Source organism: Kitasatospora sp. NPDC059722, from assembly GCF_042733235.1.
GTDB lineage: Bacteria > Actinomycetota > Actinomycetes > Streptomycetales > Streptomycetaceae > Kitasatospora.
In genome coordinates, this window is sequence record NZ_JBHWGD010000021.1 from 84265 (window position 1) to 98469 (window position 14205).

Sequence of the window (14205 nt, forward strand, 5' to 3'; positions counted from 1 at the left end):
GTGGGGATGCGGACGGCCCAGGCGCTCGGCAACTGCACGTGACAGGGCACGGGGCCGCTTCCCGATGGTTGATTCCATCCCTACGCGCCAGTCGCGGCCCACCCGGATCGTACCAATACCCGCAGGGGTGTGGCGCAGATCTCAGAATGCGGGACGGGGAGGATGCTTTGGGGGCTTTTGCCCGTTCTCCTGCGACGAGCGTGTTGCGGCGCCGTGAAGCCGTCGCACCGGCCGAAACAATGCGCAACACATCGGCTCGAAGTGATTTGCCCGAGGTCCATCGCATCCGATCTGATGGCATTGCGCCGGCCGCCGGGAAACCCCCGGAGGCGGCTCGGAAATGCACGTCATCGCACCCTCACCCCAAAGGGCGGCGGAGAATTCGGGAGTACGCCTCGCATGGCCATCGTCGAAACAGTCCCGGCACCTGATTCCGCCGTCCGGCCGGCCCCGGACGGTGCGGTCCGCCGGATCCTGCGCGACCGGGTCGGCGCCACCGCCCTCGCCGTCGTCCTGCTGTTCCTGCTCCTCGCCCTCGCCGCCCCGCTGATCGCCGCCCTGTACGGGAAGAACCCGACCGAGCACTACGGCCAGAACGCTCCGGGCCTGCTCAGCGACGGCGGACTGCCCGTGCTGGCGAACGGCGGCATCTCCGGCGACTTCTGGTTCGGCCTGGAGCCGGGCCTCGGCCGGGACGTGTTCACCCAGCTGCTGTACGGCATCCGCACCTCGCTGCTGATCGCCTTCGCGTCCGCCGCCGTGACGACCGCGCTCGGCGTGCTGGCCGGTGTCGCGGTCGGCTACCTCGGCGGAATCGCGGACCGCCTGTTCGGTTTCCTCGCGAACGTGCTGCTCGCCTTTCCGACCCTGCTCCTGCTGCTCGCGCTCAGCCCGGTCATCCAGTCGAGACTGGTCGATCCGGGCGCCGCGGAACCGGAATGGATGCAGTTCCTGGTGCTGATCCTGGTATTCGCCGCGTTCGGCTGGATTCCGCTCGCGCTTTCCCTCCGGGCCACCGTGCGCTCGCTACGGGAACGGGATTTCGTGCAATCCGCCCGCGCCCAGGGGGCGAGCGGTTTCCACGTCGTCGTCCGGGAATTGCTGCCGAACGTCCGCTCGCAACTGCTGGTGCACGTGACGATGGCGGTGCCGGCGATCGTCGCCTCGGAGGCGGTGCTGTCGTTCCTCGGGGTCGGGATCACCGAGCCCGTCCCGGACTGGGGCCGGATGATCGCCCGCGGCGCCGAGGTGTTCCGGGCCGACCCGACGTACATGGTCTTCCCCGGCGTGGCACTGCTGCTCTTCGTCCTCGCCTTCAACCTGCTCGGCGACGCCGTCCGGGACTCCCTGGACCCGCGGTCGGGCCGGCGCTGATCCGGCGATTCGCCGCCCGGACCTCGCCCCGTTTTCCCCGTTCGTTCGTCTGATGACCCCGCATGTCGGGGCAAGGAGAGATTCGCCATGCGCTGGACCCGCAGGACCGGTCCGTCCCTCGCCGTCGTCGCCACCGCCCTCCTCGCGACCTCCTGCTCGGCCGGCGCGGGCGCGGGTTCCACCGCGAACCCGGCCGCCGCCAAGGAGACCTCCCCGCTGACCGCCGCGCTCGGCGGCGAGCAGGAGAGCGCCGGCCCCGCCCCGGCCGTGCCCGGCGCCCGCAAGGGCGGGACGGTCAACGTGTACAACAGCGTCGAGTTCCGCCACCTCGACCCGCAGAAGGTGTACGCGGGCGCCGCGTACAACGCCTCGCTGCTCTGGGGGCGTCAACTGACGCAGTATCAGGTCGTCGACGGAAAGGCCAAGCTGGTCGGCGACCTCGCCACCGACACCGGCACCTCCGCCGACGGCGGCCGCACCTGGACCTACCGCCTCAAGGACGGCGTCGCCTGGGAGGACGGCAAGCCGATCACCGCCCAGGACGTCAAGTACGGCATCGAGCGCACCTTCGGCAAGGGCTACGAGGTCGGCCCGCCGTACTGGCCCCAGTGGCTCACCGGCGAGGCGAGCTACGAGGACGCGCGCAAGAAGTACGCCGGCCCCCAGGACGGCGACCTCGCCGCCATCGAGACGCCCGACGAGCGCACCGTCGTCTTCCACTTCCCGCAGCCGCAGGCCGACGTGCCGTACATGGCCGCGCAGTCCTCGTCCGCGCCGGTGCGCCGCGACAAGGACACCGGCACCGACTACGACCGGCTGCCGTTCGCCACCGGCCCCTACCGGATCGCCGAACACGTCCAGAACACCCGCATGGTGCTGGAGCGCAACCCGTACTGGAAGGCCGAGACCGACCCCGTCCGCAGCCAGTACCCGGACCGGTTCGTCTTCACCTACGGCAAGGAGGCGCTCAACATCAACCAGGAGATCCTCTCCGGCCGCGACGGCGGCGCCGACGCCACCACCGCCTCCGACGAGCTCTCCCCCGAGCTGTACCGGACCGCCGACACCGACCCCGAGGCCAAGGACCTCGTCGTCTCCGGCCGTCAGGGCGCCTTCGTCACCCAGCTCGTGATCAACAACGAGCGCGTGCCGGACGTCGAGGTCCGCAAGGCCCTGCACCTCGCCTACCCGCGCCAGCAGGCCCGCCAGGTCCAGGGCGGCTCCCGCATCGGCGAACTCGCCACCACGCTCAGCTCGCCCGCCCTGATCGACTGGCAGAAGTACGACCTCTACCCGGCCCGGCCCGAGGGCGACCCGGACGCCGCCAAGGCCCAACTCGCCAAGGCCAAGCAGCCACCCGCGAGCCTCACCTACGGCTACAAGAACACGCCGGACGGCCAGCGCGTCGCGCAGGTGCTCGTCGACGGCTTCGCCAGGGCCGGGATCACCGTCGTGCCCAAGCCGATCGACCCCAAGGCCTTCCTCGACGAGGTGCACCGCGCCGACTCCCCGTACGACCTGTACGAGGAGACCTCGTCCGTCGACTGGCCGACCCCGTCCACGCTCGTCCCCTTCGCCTTCGACGGCCGCGCCGGCAACGACCTCAACAGCGCGCGCTACCGCAACCCGGCGGTCGACAAGGAGATCGACCGGATCAACGGGATCGGCGAGCCGCGCGCCAAGGCGAAGGAGCTGTACGCCCTGGAGCAGACCGTCATGAAGGACGTGCCGGTGCTGCCGTTCGCCTACCCGACCGCCAACCAGCTGCGCGGCGGCAACGTCGGCGGGGCGTTCATCCACCCGATCTACGGGACGGTCGGGCTCGCCTGGCTGTACCTGAAGTCCTGATCCGGCCAGGCCTGGTCCGGTCCGGTTCGGCCTTGTTCGGTCCGGTCCGGTTTGGTTCGGTTCGGTTTGATTCGGACAGATCGGGCCGGGCCGGCAGTTCGAGGCTCACTTCGAGGTTTCAAGGTTCCGACGATGTTCTCCTTCGCCCTGCGGCGGGCCCTCCAGGCCCTCGCCGTGCTCGCCGCGGTCTCCGCCGCCGCCTTCGCCCTGTTCTACGCCGCACCCGCCGACCCGGCCCGCGCCGCCTGCGGGCCGCGCTGCGACGGCGCCCAGGTGGCGGCGGTCCGCGCGAGCATGGGCCTGGACCGGCCGCTGCTCACCCAGTACACCGACTACCTGACCGGGATCGTCGCCGGGCGGAACGTCGGCGACGTCGACGGCTCGGTCATCCGCTGCTCCGCGCCCTGCCTCGGCTACTCCTACCGGCTGCACCAGCCCGTCACCGAGGCCCTCGCCGACCACCTGCCCGTCACCCTCTCGCTCACCGCCGGCGCGCTCGCCGTGCTCGTGGTGCTCGGGCTCGGCACCGGGTTCGTCTCCGCGCTGCGGCACGGGACGCGCACGGACCGGCTGCTCTCCGGGTTCACGCTCGTCGGCGCCAGCGTGCAGATCTACTTCCTCGGGTACGTCGCGCAGTGGGCGCTCGTCTACTCGACCGGCCTGCTCCCGCTGCCGTCGTACACCCCGCCGGCCACCGACCCCGCCGCCTGGGCGGGCGGGATGCTGCTGCCCTGGCTCGTCCTCGGCTTCGTCAACTCGGCCGTCTTCGCCCGGCTCTCGCGCTCACAGCTGCTGGAGACGATGGGCGAGGAGTACGTCCGCACCGCGCGCGCCAAGGGCCTCGGCCGGCTGCGCGCCCACCTCAAGTACACGTCGCGCGGCGCGGCCGGACCGCTCGTGCAGCTGCTCGGGCTGGAGACCGGGGCGCTGCTGGGCGGGGCGGTCATCACCGAGACGGTGTTCGGGCTCAACGGCGTCGGGCGGTTCGCGGCGGAGGCGGTGGAGGGGCAGGACCTGCCCGCCGTCGTCGGGGCGGTCCTGCTCGCCGCGTGCTTCGTCGTCCTGTTCGTCGCGCTGGCCGACGTGGTGGTGGCCTGGCTCGATCCGCGCGTCCGGCTGGCTTGAGGCCCGCCCGCTGCCCACCGTCTGCCGCCTGCCGCCTGCCGCCTGCCGCCTGCCGTCCGCCGTCCGCCGTCCGCCGTCCGCCGTCCGAAGGGAGTTGTTGTTCAATGTCGTCCGGAGTCAATGTGTCGTCCACGGAACCCGTGCTGAGCGTCCGCGACCTGACCGTCACCTTCGCCGATCCGCGCGGCGGCCCGCCGGTCGCCGCCGTCCGGGGGCTCTCGTTCGACCTCGCCCGGGGTGAAGTCCTCGGCCTGGTCGGCGAGTCGGGCTCCGGCAAGTCCGCGACCGGGCTCGCCGTGCTCGGCCTGCACGATCCGCGGACCACCACCGTCACCGGCTCGATCCGGCTGGACGGCCGGGAGTTGGTGGGCGCCGACGAGTCGGTCCTGCGCGGGGTGCGCGGCGGCCGGATCGCGCTGGTCTTCCAGGACGCGCTCACCTCACTGAGCCCGTTCCACGGCGTCGGCGCCCAACTCGCCGAGATGTACCGGCTGCACCACCCCGGCACCGGTCGCGCCGAGGCCCGGCGACGGGCGGTCGCGATGCTCGACCGGGTCGGCATCCCGGCCGGCCGGGCCCGCGACCACCCGCACCGGTTCTCGGGCGGCATGCGCCAGCGGGTGATGATCGCCATGGCGCTGATGAACGACCCCGAGGTGCTCATCGCCGACGAGCCGACCACCGCCCTCGACGCCCGCGTCCAACAGCAAGTGCTCGACCTCCTGGGCGACTTGCAGCGCGAGCACGGCACGGCCGTGCTCCTGGTCAGCCACGACCTCGGCGTCGTCGCCGGGACGACGGACCGCACCCTCGTCCTGCGCGGGGGCCTCCCGGTCGAGTCCGCACCCACCGCCCGACTGCTGGCCGATCCACAAGAGCCCTACACCCGCGCACTGGTGGGAGCGGCGCTCACGCTGGACTCCGTACCAGGCTCACCACTTCCGACTGTTGACGATCCGTCACCTACCAGGACGTTCGGGGCGCGGGTGACGGACCGGCTGCGCGATCCGGCGCGCTGGCTCGTCGAAGTGGACGACCTCGCCGTCCACTTCCCCGGACGCCGCCGCTTCCCCGGTGGGCGCACCGAGACCGTCAAGGCCGTCGACGGCGTCGGGCTGCGCATCGCCCCCGGGGAGACCGTCGGCCTCGTCGGCGAGTCCGGCTCCGGCAAGTCCACCACCTCGCGCGTCCTCGCCGGGCTCCAGCGACCCACCGGCGGGCGCGTCGCCTACGACGGCCGGGTGATCCACGACGACTCCGGCGCCGCCCGGCCCGACCACGCGCTGCGGCGCCGGCTCAGCCGCGAGGTCCAGCTCGTCTTCCAGGACCCGTATGCCTCGCTCAACCCGCGCCGCACCGTCGCCCGGACCCTCGACACCCCGCTGCGCCTGCACACCGCGCTCACGGCCGCCGGGCGGCGCGAACGCTCCGCCGAACTGCTCGAACAGGTCGGCCTGTCCGGCGACCACCTCGACCGCTACCCGCACGAGTTCTCCGGCGGGCAGCGCCAGCGGATCGGCATCGCGCGGGCGCTCGCCCCGCAGCCGCGGCTGATCATCGCGGACGAACCGGTCTCCGCGCTCGACGTGTCCGTCCAGGCACAGGTGCTCAACCTGCTGATGGAGCTGCGCGAACGGCTCGGCGTCGCCTTCCTGTTCGTCTCGCACGACCTCGCCGTCGTCCGGCACTTCTGCGACCGGGTCGCCGTGATGCACCGGGGACGGCTGGTCGAGTCCGCCGACCGCGACCGGCTGTTCGCCGCGCCGCACACGGACTACACGCGCGAGCTGCTGGCCGCCGTGCCCGGGACGAACGCGCGTGCGGCGCCCGGGGCGGATGCGCGCACGACGTCCTTTGCGGGTACGCGTACGGCGTCCGGAGGAGCCGCTGTGGGCGGCTGAAGCTCCAGGTCGGCCGCGAGGAGGGCGTACAGCTCCATGTCGCGGCGCTCGCCGGCGATCGTCCGGTGAGCGCGGAGCAGGCCCTCGCGCCGGAAGCCGGCCCGCTCGGCCGCCCGCAGCGAGCCGGTGTTCCACGGCTCGATGTGCAGTTCCAGCCGGGCCAGCCCGGCCTCGCGCAGCGCCCAGTCCGCGACCGTGCGCAGGGCGTGGCCGGCCACGCCCAGGCCGCGGGCCGAGGCCGCCGTCCAGTAGCCGATCGTGGCCCGGCCGTCGCCCTGCGGGAACAGCCCGACGAAGCCGACGGCCCGCTCGTCGGCGCGGCGCGCGACGGCGAACGGGTAGGCGCCGCCGGCCGCCGCCTTGGCCCACTGCCGCTCGACGAAGGCCCGCGCGGCGTCCGCGTCGTAGCGGGCCGGGACGGTCGTCACCAGCGGGATGTACGGGTCCGCGGCGGCCTCGCGCAGCACGTCGGCGTCACTGAGCCGCCACGGGCGCAGGTCGAACGGGCCGGCGGAGAGCGTTGGCACGGACAGGGGGCTGCGGTCCATGCTCGAAGCCTGTCACGAACGACCCGGGAGACCCACCCAATAACTCCGCCGCCGAGCCCCCGTCCCTGTCTTCGCCCCCGTCCCCGCTGTCCGCCGCGCACCGTGAGCTCGTCGACGCCGCCGAGGACGTCGCCCGCCGCTTCGCCCGCGCGGACAACCACACCGTCGCCGCGGCCGCCCGCAACGCCGACGGTCGGATCGTCACGGCCCTCAACGCCTACCACTTCACCGGCGGGCCCTGCGCCGAGCTCGCCCTCATCGGCTCGGCGGCCGGTCAGGGCGCGTACGACCTCACCGCGATCGTCGCGGTCGGCGACGAGGGGCGGGGCGTCATCCCGCCCTGCGGCCGGTGCCGCCAGGTGCTGCTCGACTACTTCCCCGACATCGAGGTGCTCGTCGGCCGCGGGCCGGCCCTGCGGGCCGTCCGGGTTCGCGACCTCCTCCCCGACGCGTACGTCTCGGCGGACCACCAGGACTGAGCGGGCGCCTTTCGGCGCCCTCGCGCCCCCGCCGTTCGGACCGGATGCGGCTGCGAGGCCTCCGTCCGGGGGCTGACGCCCGTGGTCCGTCCGCCCTGGGAGAGTTCACCGACCCCGTTGGGCGCGGACCCGTGCGGGAGCAGGCTCTGGGCGGACGGGGGCATCGATGGGCGGACGACCCGCAGTGCGGTGGCCGCAGGTGGGGGTGTGCCTGGCCGCGATGGCGCTCGCGGGCGGGGCGGCGGGGAGCTGGCAGTTGTTCCAGCGGGACCTGCCCTGCCAGGGTGACGGGCCGCCGTGGCTGGTCCCGGCGCTCGGGGCGGTCGGGCTGGGGCTCCTCGGGGCCGTCGCGGCAGCGCTCTCGTGGGTGGCCGGCTGGTGGCGGTACTCCCGGCGGGCCCGGGCCGCGCTGTGGTCGCTCGCGGTGGTCGCGGTGCTGTGCGGGATCGGGATGGTGCTGCTGGGGCGCACATGGCCGTCGTCGTGGTCGTGCGAGTGAGCCGGGGGCGTGCGGACGGGCTGTCGTGGTGCGGGTGAGCAGTCGTGGTGCGTGTGAGCAGTCGTCGTGCGAGTGCGCTGTCGTCGTGCGAATGAGCCGGAGAAGTGCGCGCGGGTCGGTGACGGCGCGCGGTCGGCGCTGTGGAGCGGTCGGGCCACCGTTCGACTGCGTGGCCGTGGCCGAAAGCGCTGGCGTGCTGGCGTCGTGCTCCGGCAAGATCTGCGGCACGCCCGGCAGACGTCATCAACCGGGTCCGTCAACCGGGGTCCATCAAGCGGACTCCACCGGCAGGGATCGCCAACCGAGGGGACACATGTCCGACGATCTGCTCATCGCGAAGATCAATCACGGGTTCCGGTACCTCGACGCCGACGGCGACGGGCTGATCACCGAGCGGGACCACGTCCTCATGGGCCACTCGGTCGCCCGCTCGCTCGGCCACCAGGAGGGTTCGGAGGCGGAGGCGGTCATCGTCCGCGCCTACCTGACGATCTGGCACGACCTCCACCTCGCCCACCTCCCGGCCGACACCGAGTCGATCACCAGGGAGCAGTTCGTCCGCTCGACGGGCGCCCTGGCCGACGACCCGGAGGCCGCCCGCACCAGCCTCGGGGCGCTCGCCGAGGCCTTCCTCGCCGTGGCCGACGCCGACCGCAGCGGCACGGTCGACGCGGGCGAGTTCTTCGTCTTCCAGCGCGGCCACTTCGTCGGCCTCTCGCGCGACGACGCCGACGAGGCCTTCCGGCGGCTCGACCGCGACGGCGACGGCACGCTCTCCGCCGAGGAGTTCACCACCGCCATCATCGAGTTCTGGACCAGCCGCGACCCCGAGGCCCCCGGCAACTGGTGGACGGGCACCCCGCCGCACGCGCTCTGACCCCGACTCCCCCGCCGGGACGTCGCGTTCGGCCCGTCAGGCCTCCGGAACGGTCCGCTCGACGAGGGTGTCGACCAGCGCCTCCTCAGGCCGTCGGAGCCCAACGCCTCGGGCAGCGCCGCGCCTTGTCGTCGACTCGGACCGGCGACGTCGTCCTCACTGACGAGCGGGCTTCCGACTGGCGCTCACCACCAGGCACACGCCCGCCACCACGATCGCCCCGCCCGCGAGGGTCGGGCCCGTCAGCGGCTCGGACAGGATCAGCCAGCCGAGGAGCACGGCGACGACCGGGTTCACGTAGGCGTACGTCGAGACCAGCGTCAGCGGCGCGTTCCGCAGCAGCCACGCGTACGCGGTGAAGGCGAGCAGCGAACCGAACAGCACCAGGTACGCGAGCGCGAACCAGGACCGGCCGGAGACCGCGGCGGCGTCCAGCCCGTGCGCCTCGCCGCGCACGAGGCCGACCAGCAGGTCGCCGAGGCCGCCCGCCAGCATCTGGTAGGCGCTCGCGGCGAGCACGTTGCCCGGCATCGGCAGGCGCTTGCTGACGAACGAACCGCCCGCCCAGGTCAGCGTGGCGCAGATGATCACGATCACGCCGAGCGGCGCGATGTCCCCGCCGAACGCCGGGGCGGACAGCACCCCGAGACCGACGAGGCCGAGCAGCACGCCGGCCAGCTCGGCGGGCCGGGGCCGCTCGCCGCCGGACGCCGTCAGCAGCACCATCCAGAGCGGGACGGCCGCGACCAGCAGGGCGGCCAGGCCGGACGGGACCGAGCGCTCGCCCAGCACGACGAGGCCGTTGCCGCCGGTCAGCAGGAGCACGCCCACCAGCGCCGAGGAGGCCAGCCGGCGCGCACTCACCCGCAGGCCGGCCGGGCCGCTCCGGACCAGCAGGAACCCGGCGAGCAGCAGGCCCGCGGTCAGGAACCGGGCGGCGGCGGAGAGGAAGGACGGCATCGTCTCGACCGAGATCCGGATCGCCAGGTAGGTGGAGCCCCAGACGACGTAGACGACGCCGAGCGCCAGCCACACCGCACCACTGAGCCGGGCCGGGCGGGGAGGGGCAGCGGGATCCGGGGAGGCGGAGCCCGTGGAGGCCGAGTCCGTGGAGGCCGAGTCCGGGGCGGCCGAGTCCGGGGCGGCGACCGGCGCCGGTGAGGCCGGGCCTGGAGAGGCTTCGCCGTCGGTGTCCTCGGCGGAGGCTTCGGGCGATGGGGAGGAGGCGGGCGCTGTCACGGGTGTCCCCCTTGGACGGTGCTGGCAGAACATCCGATATGACACCGCATCGGCGGGCCCGCACGCCAGTGGGTATCACCAGTCGGGCACGAGGACGTACGGTGGGCGCCCCCGGACGAGAGGTCGAACCCGTGTCTGATCAGCGCCCGTCCGACGAGTCGCTTCCGTTCTTCGTCTACGGCACCCTGCGCAGCGACGGCCACAACCACGCCGTACACCTGGCGGGCCGCTGCGCCGACATCCGGCCGGCGGTCCTGGAGGGCGCCGCCCTCCACGACGGTCCCGGGTTCCCGTGGGCGGTGCCGGACCCGACACCCGGGCGCCGGATCGTGGGTGAGCTCGTCACCGTCCGCCCTGGCGCGTACGCGGGCGCGCTCGCGGACCTGGACCGGCTGGAGGAGTGCCGGGCCGACGGAGCGGGACTGTACGTACGGCAACGGCGGACGGTGCGGACGGCGTCGGGCGAGACGCGAGAGGCGTGGGTGTACCTGGCCGGGCCGACGGCGGCGGCGGAACTGCGGGCGCGGCCGGCGCTGATCGCCTCGGGGGACTGGGCGGAGCGGTGACAGGGCGAGGGGCGGCTGGTTCGGGGCGGGGGAGCTCGGGCGCCGCGAACGACTTTCGGCGAACAGATGACAGATAACAGATTTCGAAATCTGTTATCTGTCATCTGTTCGCTGAAAGTCGTCACCCGTCCGCCGTCACCCGTCGCCCGCCCTGATCCTCCGCCAAACCGCCAGGTAGGCTGCCCCGGCTACGTCCGTTTCCCCCTCCCGCCTCACGGCCCACCGAACGACGAGGAGCCACCCGGTGCCCGAGCTGCCACCCCCGATCACCGTCGTCGGGATCGGGGCCGACGGCTGGCCCGGCCTCGCCGCCACCTCCCGCGCCGCCCTCCACGCGGCCGAGGTCGTCATCGGCGGCCCCCGGCAGCTGGACCTCCTCCCCCACGACGAGGTGCCCGCCGACCGCGTCCCCTGGCCGTCCCCGCTGCGCCCCGCCGTCCCCGGGCTGCTCGCCGCCCACACCGGCCGCCGCATCGCCGTCCTCGCCAGCGGCGACCCGATGTTCTACGGCATCGGCCGCACCCTCGCCGAGACGGTCGGCGCCGAACGGCTCCGCGTCCTGCCCCACCCCTCCTCCGTCTCCCACGCGTGCGCCCGCCTCGGCTGGCCCCTGGAGGCCACCGAGGTGGTCAGCCTCGTCGGCCGCCCGCTGGACACCCTCGCCCTGGCCCTCCACCCCGGCCGCCGCCTGCTCGTGCTCAGCGCCGACGCCGCCACCCCGGCGGCCGTCGCCGCGCTGCTCACCGCCCGCGGTTACGGCGCCGCCCGCCTCCGGGTGCTCGAACAGCTCGGCTCCCCCGCCGAACGGCACCTCGACGGCCCGGCGGACGGCTGGCCGCACCCGCCCGGCGACCCGCTGAACGTCATCGCGGTCGACCTCGGCGCCGGCCCCCGCACCTCCCTCGTCCCCGGCCTGCCCGACGCCGCGTACGAGAGCGACGGCCAGCTCACCAAGCGCCACGTCCGCGCCGCGACCCTCGCCGCCCTCGCGCCCGCCCCCGGCGAGCTGCTCTGGGACGTCGGCGGCGGCTCCGGCTCGATCGCCATCGAGTGGCTGCGCGCCCACCGCGACTGCCGGGCCGTCACCGTCGAGCGCGACCCCGTCCGGGCCGGGCGCATCACCCGCAACGCCGCCGCGCTGGGCGTCCCCCGGCTGCGCGTCGTCACCGGCCGGGCTCCTGCCGCACTCGCGGAACTCCCCACCCCCGACGCCGTGTTCATCGGCGGCGGCCTCACCGCGCCCGGCCTGCTGGAGAGTTGCTGGGCCGCCCTGGCGCCCGGCGGCCGGCTGGTCGCCAACACGGTGACACTGGAATCCGAGGCGCTGCTCACCGACTGGTACCGGCGCCACGGCGGCGAGCTCGTCCAGCTCGCCGTCGCCCACGCCGTCCCGGTCGGCGGGTTCACCGGATGGCGGCAGGCCATGCCGGTCACCCAGTGGTCCGCCGTCAAGCCCAACACCCCCCAGGAGGACGCCTCGTGACCGTCTACTTCATCGGAGCCGGCCCGGGCGCCGCCGACCTGATCACCCTGCGCGGCCAGCGGATCCTCGCCCGCGCCGAGGTCTGCCTCTACGCCGGCAGCCTGGTGCCGCGCGAGCTCCTCGACGAGTGCCCGGCCGGTGCCCGGCTGATCGACACCGCCCGGCTCAACCTCGACCAGATCGTCACCGAGCTGGTCCGCGCCCACGAGGCCAGGCAGGACGTGGCCCGCCTGCACTCCGGCGACCCGTCCGTCTTCTCCGCCGTCGCCGAGCAGATGCGCCGCCTCGACGCGGCCGGCGTCCCGTACGAGGTGGTCCCGGGCGTGCCGGCCTTCGCGGCCGCGGCGGCCGCGCTGAAGCGGGAGCTGACCGTGCCGACGGTCGGCCAGACCGTCATCCTCACCCGGATCGCCAAGCGCGCCACGCCCATGCCGGAGGGCGAGGACCTGGCGACCCTCGGGCGCAGCGGCGCCCTGCTGGTGCTGCACCTGGCAGCCGGCTACATCGACGACGTCGTCGAGCAGCTGCTTCCGCACTACGGCGCCGAATGCCCCACCGCCGTCGTCGCGATGGCCAGCCGCCCGGACGAACTGGTGCTGCGCGGCACGCTCGCCGACATCGCGGAGCAGGTGAAGGCGGCCGGCGTGGTCCGCACCGCGGTGATCATCGTCGGACGGACCCTCACCGCCGAGCAGTTCCGCGACAGCCACCTCTACTCGGCGGACCGCGAGCGCCCGCACGAGCCCTGCGGGGCGTGACCCGGTGGTCCGCCACGTCCTGATCCTCGGCGGCACGACCGAGGGCCGGTCCCTCGCCGCCGTACTCGCCGGGGACCCGCACCTGCGCGTGACCAGTTCGCTGGCCGGCCGGGTGGCTCAACCCCGGCTCCCCGTGGGGGAGGTGAGGATCGGCGGCTTCGGCGGTCCGGACGGCCTGGCGGCCTGGCTGCGCGCCGAGCGCGTGGCCGCCGTGGTGGACGCCACCCACCCGTTCGCCGCCGGCATGTCCCGCAACGCCGCCCTCGCGGCCGCCGCCACCGGCGTGCCGCTGCTGGCGCTGCGACGGCCCGGCTGGTCACCGGCCGACGGCGACCGCTGGCACCCCGTCCCCTCGCTCGCCGCGGCGGCCGAGGCCTTGCCCGCCCTCGGGCGGCGGGTGTTCCTCACCACCGGGCGGCAGGGCATCGGCACCTTCGCGCACCTCGACGGACTGCACTTCGTGGCCCGCTCGGTCGACCCGCCCGAGCCGCCGTTGCCGCCCTCGCTCGAAGTCCTGCTGGACCGGGGCCCGTTCACGCTGGACGGCGAACGCGCGCTGCTGCGCGAGCACCGGATCGACGTCCTCGTCACCAAGGACAGCGGCGGCGCGGCCACCGCCCCCAAGCTCACCGCCGCGCGCGAACTCGGCCTGCCCGTGGTCGTCGTGGAGCGCCCGCCGCTGCCCGACGGCGTCCCGGTCGCGCCGGACGTCCCGGGCGCGGTCCGCTGGCTGGCCACGACGGCCGGTTCCTTGGGCGAACTCGCCTAGCCTGCGGGCATGTCCGGTCGGCCCTCCCGGAAACTCGCGTGCGCCGCAGCATCGTTGGACACCCCGGGCCCTGCGGCGGGGAGGTCCGCCCACTTCGCCGGATCCCCGGGCCCTGCGGCGGGGAGGTCCGCCCACTTCGCCGGATCCCCGTCCCCATTGATCGACGAGCGCCGCCCGCCGAACGGGAAGGACCACGGAACCACGCATGCGGACCCGCCAGAAGGAGCGCGACACCCCGGGCCCCTCGACCCCCTGGAACGAGATCACGCCCGGGCTCTGGATGGGCGGGCACTACTGGACCCCACCCGGCGGTGATCTCGAACTCGCCATCGTGGGATACGAGTTCGACGTCGTCATCAGCTTGTTCACGCTGCCGGGGCACGGGCCCGCTCCGCACGTGGAGCACGTCGTCCGGGCGGTGCCGGACGACGTGCTCTCCGCCGCCCAGATCCGGGCCGTCCAGGACGCGGTCGCGCTCACCGCGCAGGCCGTCCGCCGGGGCCGCCGGACCCTCGTGCGCTGCCACTCCGGCTACAACCGCTCCGGCCTCGTGGTGGCGGGCGCCCTCGCGCTCCTCGGGCACGACACCGACCGGGCCATCGGACTGGTCCGGGAACGGCGTTCGCCCTGGGCACTGAACAACCCGGTGTTCGTGGAGTACCTGAACACCGGGTTGGACGTGGCCCTGCTGCTGTCCGGCCTCGACGGGGCGATCCCCTGACGGACGGTCAGGGGATCG

At 74.1% G+C, this 14205-nt stretch carries 13 protein-coding genes, 1 pseudogene and 1 riboswitch; of the genes and pseudogenes, 12 read left to right on the forward strand and 2 right to left on the reverse strand.

Annotation, left to right across the window (positions count from 1 at the left end; translation table 11 throughout):
- Positions 1-8: 8 nt before the first annotated feature.
- Positions 9-105, reverse strand: a riboswitch (ZMP/ZTP riboswitch).
- Positions 106-399: 294 nt separating this feature from the next.
- The 4 genes from ACFV4F_RS16530 to ACFV4F_RS16545 all read left to right on the forward strand — a co-directional run bounded on the left by ACFV4F_RS16530 (position 400) and on the right by ACFV4F_RS16545 (position 6248).
- A complete protein-coding gene (locus ACFV4F_RS16530) occupies positions 400-1374 on the forward strand; it encodes an ABC transporter permease (RefSeq protein ID WP_380447656.1) in 975 nt (324 codons plus the stop codon).
- Positions 1375-1461: 87 nt separating this feature from the next.
- Positions 1462-3222: an ABC transporter substrate-binding protein gene (locus ACFV4F_RS16535; RefSeq protein ID WP_380447658.1), complete on the forward strand. Its 1761-nt coding sequence runs from the start codon at positions 1462-1464 to the stop codon at positions 3220-3222.
- Positions 3223-3354: 132 nt separating this feature from the next.
- On the forward strand, positions 3355-4347 hold the full coding sequence (locus tag ACFV4F_RS16540; RefSeq protein ID WP_380503052.1) for an ABC transporter permease: 993 nt from the start codon (positions 3355-3357) through the stop codon (positions 4345-4347).
- A gap of 104 nt (positions 4348-4451) precedes the next feature.
- The gene (locus ACFV4F_RS16545; RefSeq protein ID WP_380503054.1) at positions 4452-6248 is read left to right on the forward strand and encodes a dipeptide ABC transporter ATP-binding protein; all 1797 of its coding nucleotides are present in this window, start codon (positions 4452-4454) and stop codon (positions 6246-6248) included.
- A gap of 101 nt (positions 6249-6349) precedes the next feature.
- Here ACFV4F_RS16545 and ACFV4F_RS16550 read toward each other — a convergent pair.
- Positions 6350-6796, reverse strand: a pseudogene (locus ACFV4F_RS16550) (GNAT family N-acetyltransferase); the annotation flags it as partial.
- 65 nt (positions 6797-6861) lie between these two features.
- Here ACFV4F_RS16550 and ACFV4F_RS16555 point away from each other — a divergent pair.
- From ACFV4F_RS16555 to ACFV4F_RS16565, 3 genes are all read left to right on the forward strand, one after another.
- Positions 6862-7275 carry a cytidine deaminase family protein gene (locus ACFV4F_RS16555; RefSeq protein ID WP_380503086.1) on the forward strand — a complete coding sequence of 138 codons (414 nt, stop codon included), beginning with the start codon at positions 6862-6864 and terminating at the stop codon, positions 7273-7275.
- A 166-nt stretch (positions 7276-7441) separates the two neighbouring features.
- Positions 7442-7774, forward strand: a complete 333-nt coding sequence (locus ACFV4F_RS16560) for a hypothetical protein (protein WP_380447666.1) — start codon at positions 7442-7444, stop codon at positions 7772-7774.
- A 313-nt stretch (positions 7775-8087) separates the two neighbouring features.
- A complete protein-coding gene (locus ACFV4F_RS16565; RefSeq protein ID WP_380447668.1) occupies positions 8088-8651 on the forward strand; it encodes an EF-hand domain-containing protein in 564 nt (187 codons plus the stop codon).
- Positions 8652-8807: 156 nt separating this feature from the next.
- On the opposite strand, the gene ACFV4F_RS16570 is transcribed toward ACFV4F_RS16565, so the two are convergent.
- Positions 8808-9890: an EamA family transporter gene (locus ACFV4F_RS16570; RefSeq protein ID WP_380503057.1), complete on the reverse strand. Its 1083-nt coding sequence runs from the start codon at positions 9888-9890 to the stop codon at positions 8808-8810.
- A 131-nt stretch (positions 9891-10021) separates the two neighbouring features.
- On the opposite strand from ACFV4F_RS16570, the gene ACFV4F_RS16575 reads away from it, so the two are divergent.
- The 5 genes from ACFV4F_RS16575 (at position 10022) to ACFV4F_RS16595 (ending at position 14187) form a co-directional block, all read left to right on the forward strand.
- Entirely contained in the window at positions 10022-10456 is a 435-nt protein-coding gene (locus ACFV4F_RS16575) for a gamma-glutamylcyclotransferase family protein (RefSeq protein ID WP_380447672.1), read from the forward strand.
- Positions 10457-10700: 244 nt separating this feature from the next.
- Complete coding sequence (cbiE, locus tag ACFV4F_RS16580; protein ID WP_380503060.1) at positions 10701-11939, forward strand: precorrin-6y C5,15-methyltransferase (decarboxylating) subunit CbiE; 1239 nt, start codon at positions 10701-10703, stop codon at positions 11937-11939.
- Positions 11936-12697: a precorrin-4 C(11)-methyltransferase gene (gene cobM, locus ACFV4F_RS16585; RefSeq protein WP_380503062.1), complete on the forward strand. Its 762-nt coding sequence runs from the start codon at positions 11936-11938 to the stop codon at positions 12695-12697. Before cbiE ends, cobM begins: the two co-directional genes overlap by 4 nt.
- Before the next feature lie 4 nt (positions 12698-12701).
- Positions 12702-13466, forward strand: coding sequence for a cobalt-precorrin-6A reductase (locus ACFV4F_RS16590; RefSeq protein WP_380447837.1), 765 nt, complete (start codon positions 12702-12704; stop codon positions 13464-13466).
- A gap of 205 nt (positions 13467-13671) precedes the next feature.
- Positions 13672-14187 carry a protein phosphatase gene (locus tag ACFV4F_RS16595; protein WP_380503065.1) on the forward strand — a complete coding sequence of 172 codons (516 nt, stop codon included), beginning with the start codon at positions 13672-13674 and terminating at the stop codon, positions 14185-14187.
- Positions 14188-14205 lie beyond the last annotated feature (18 nt).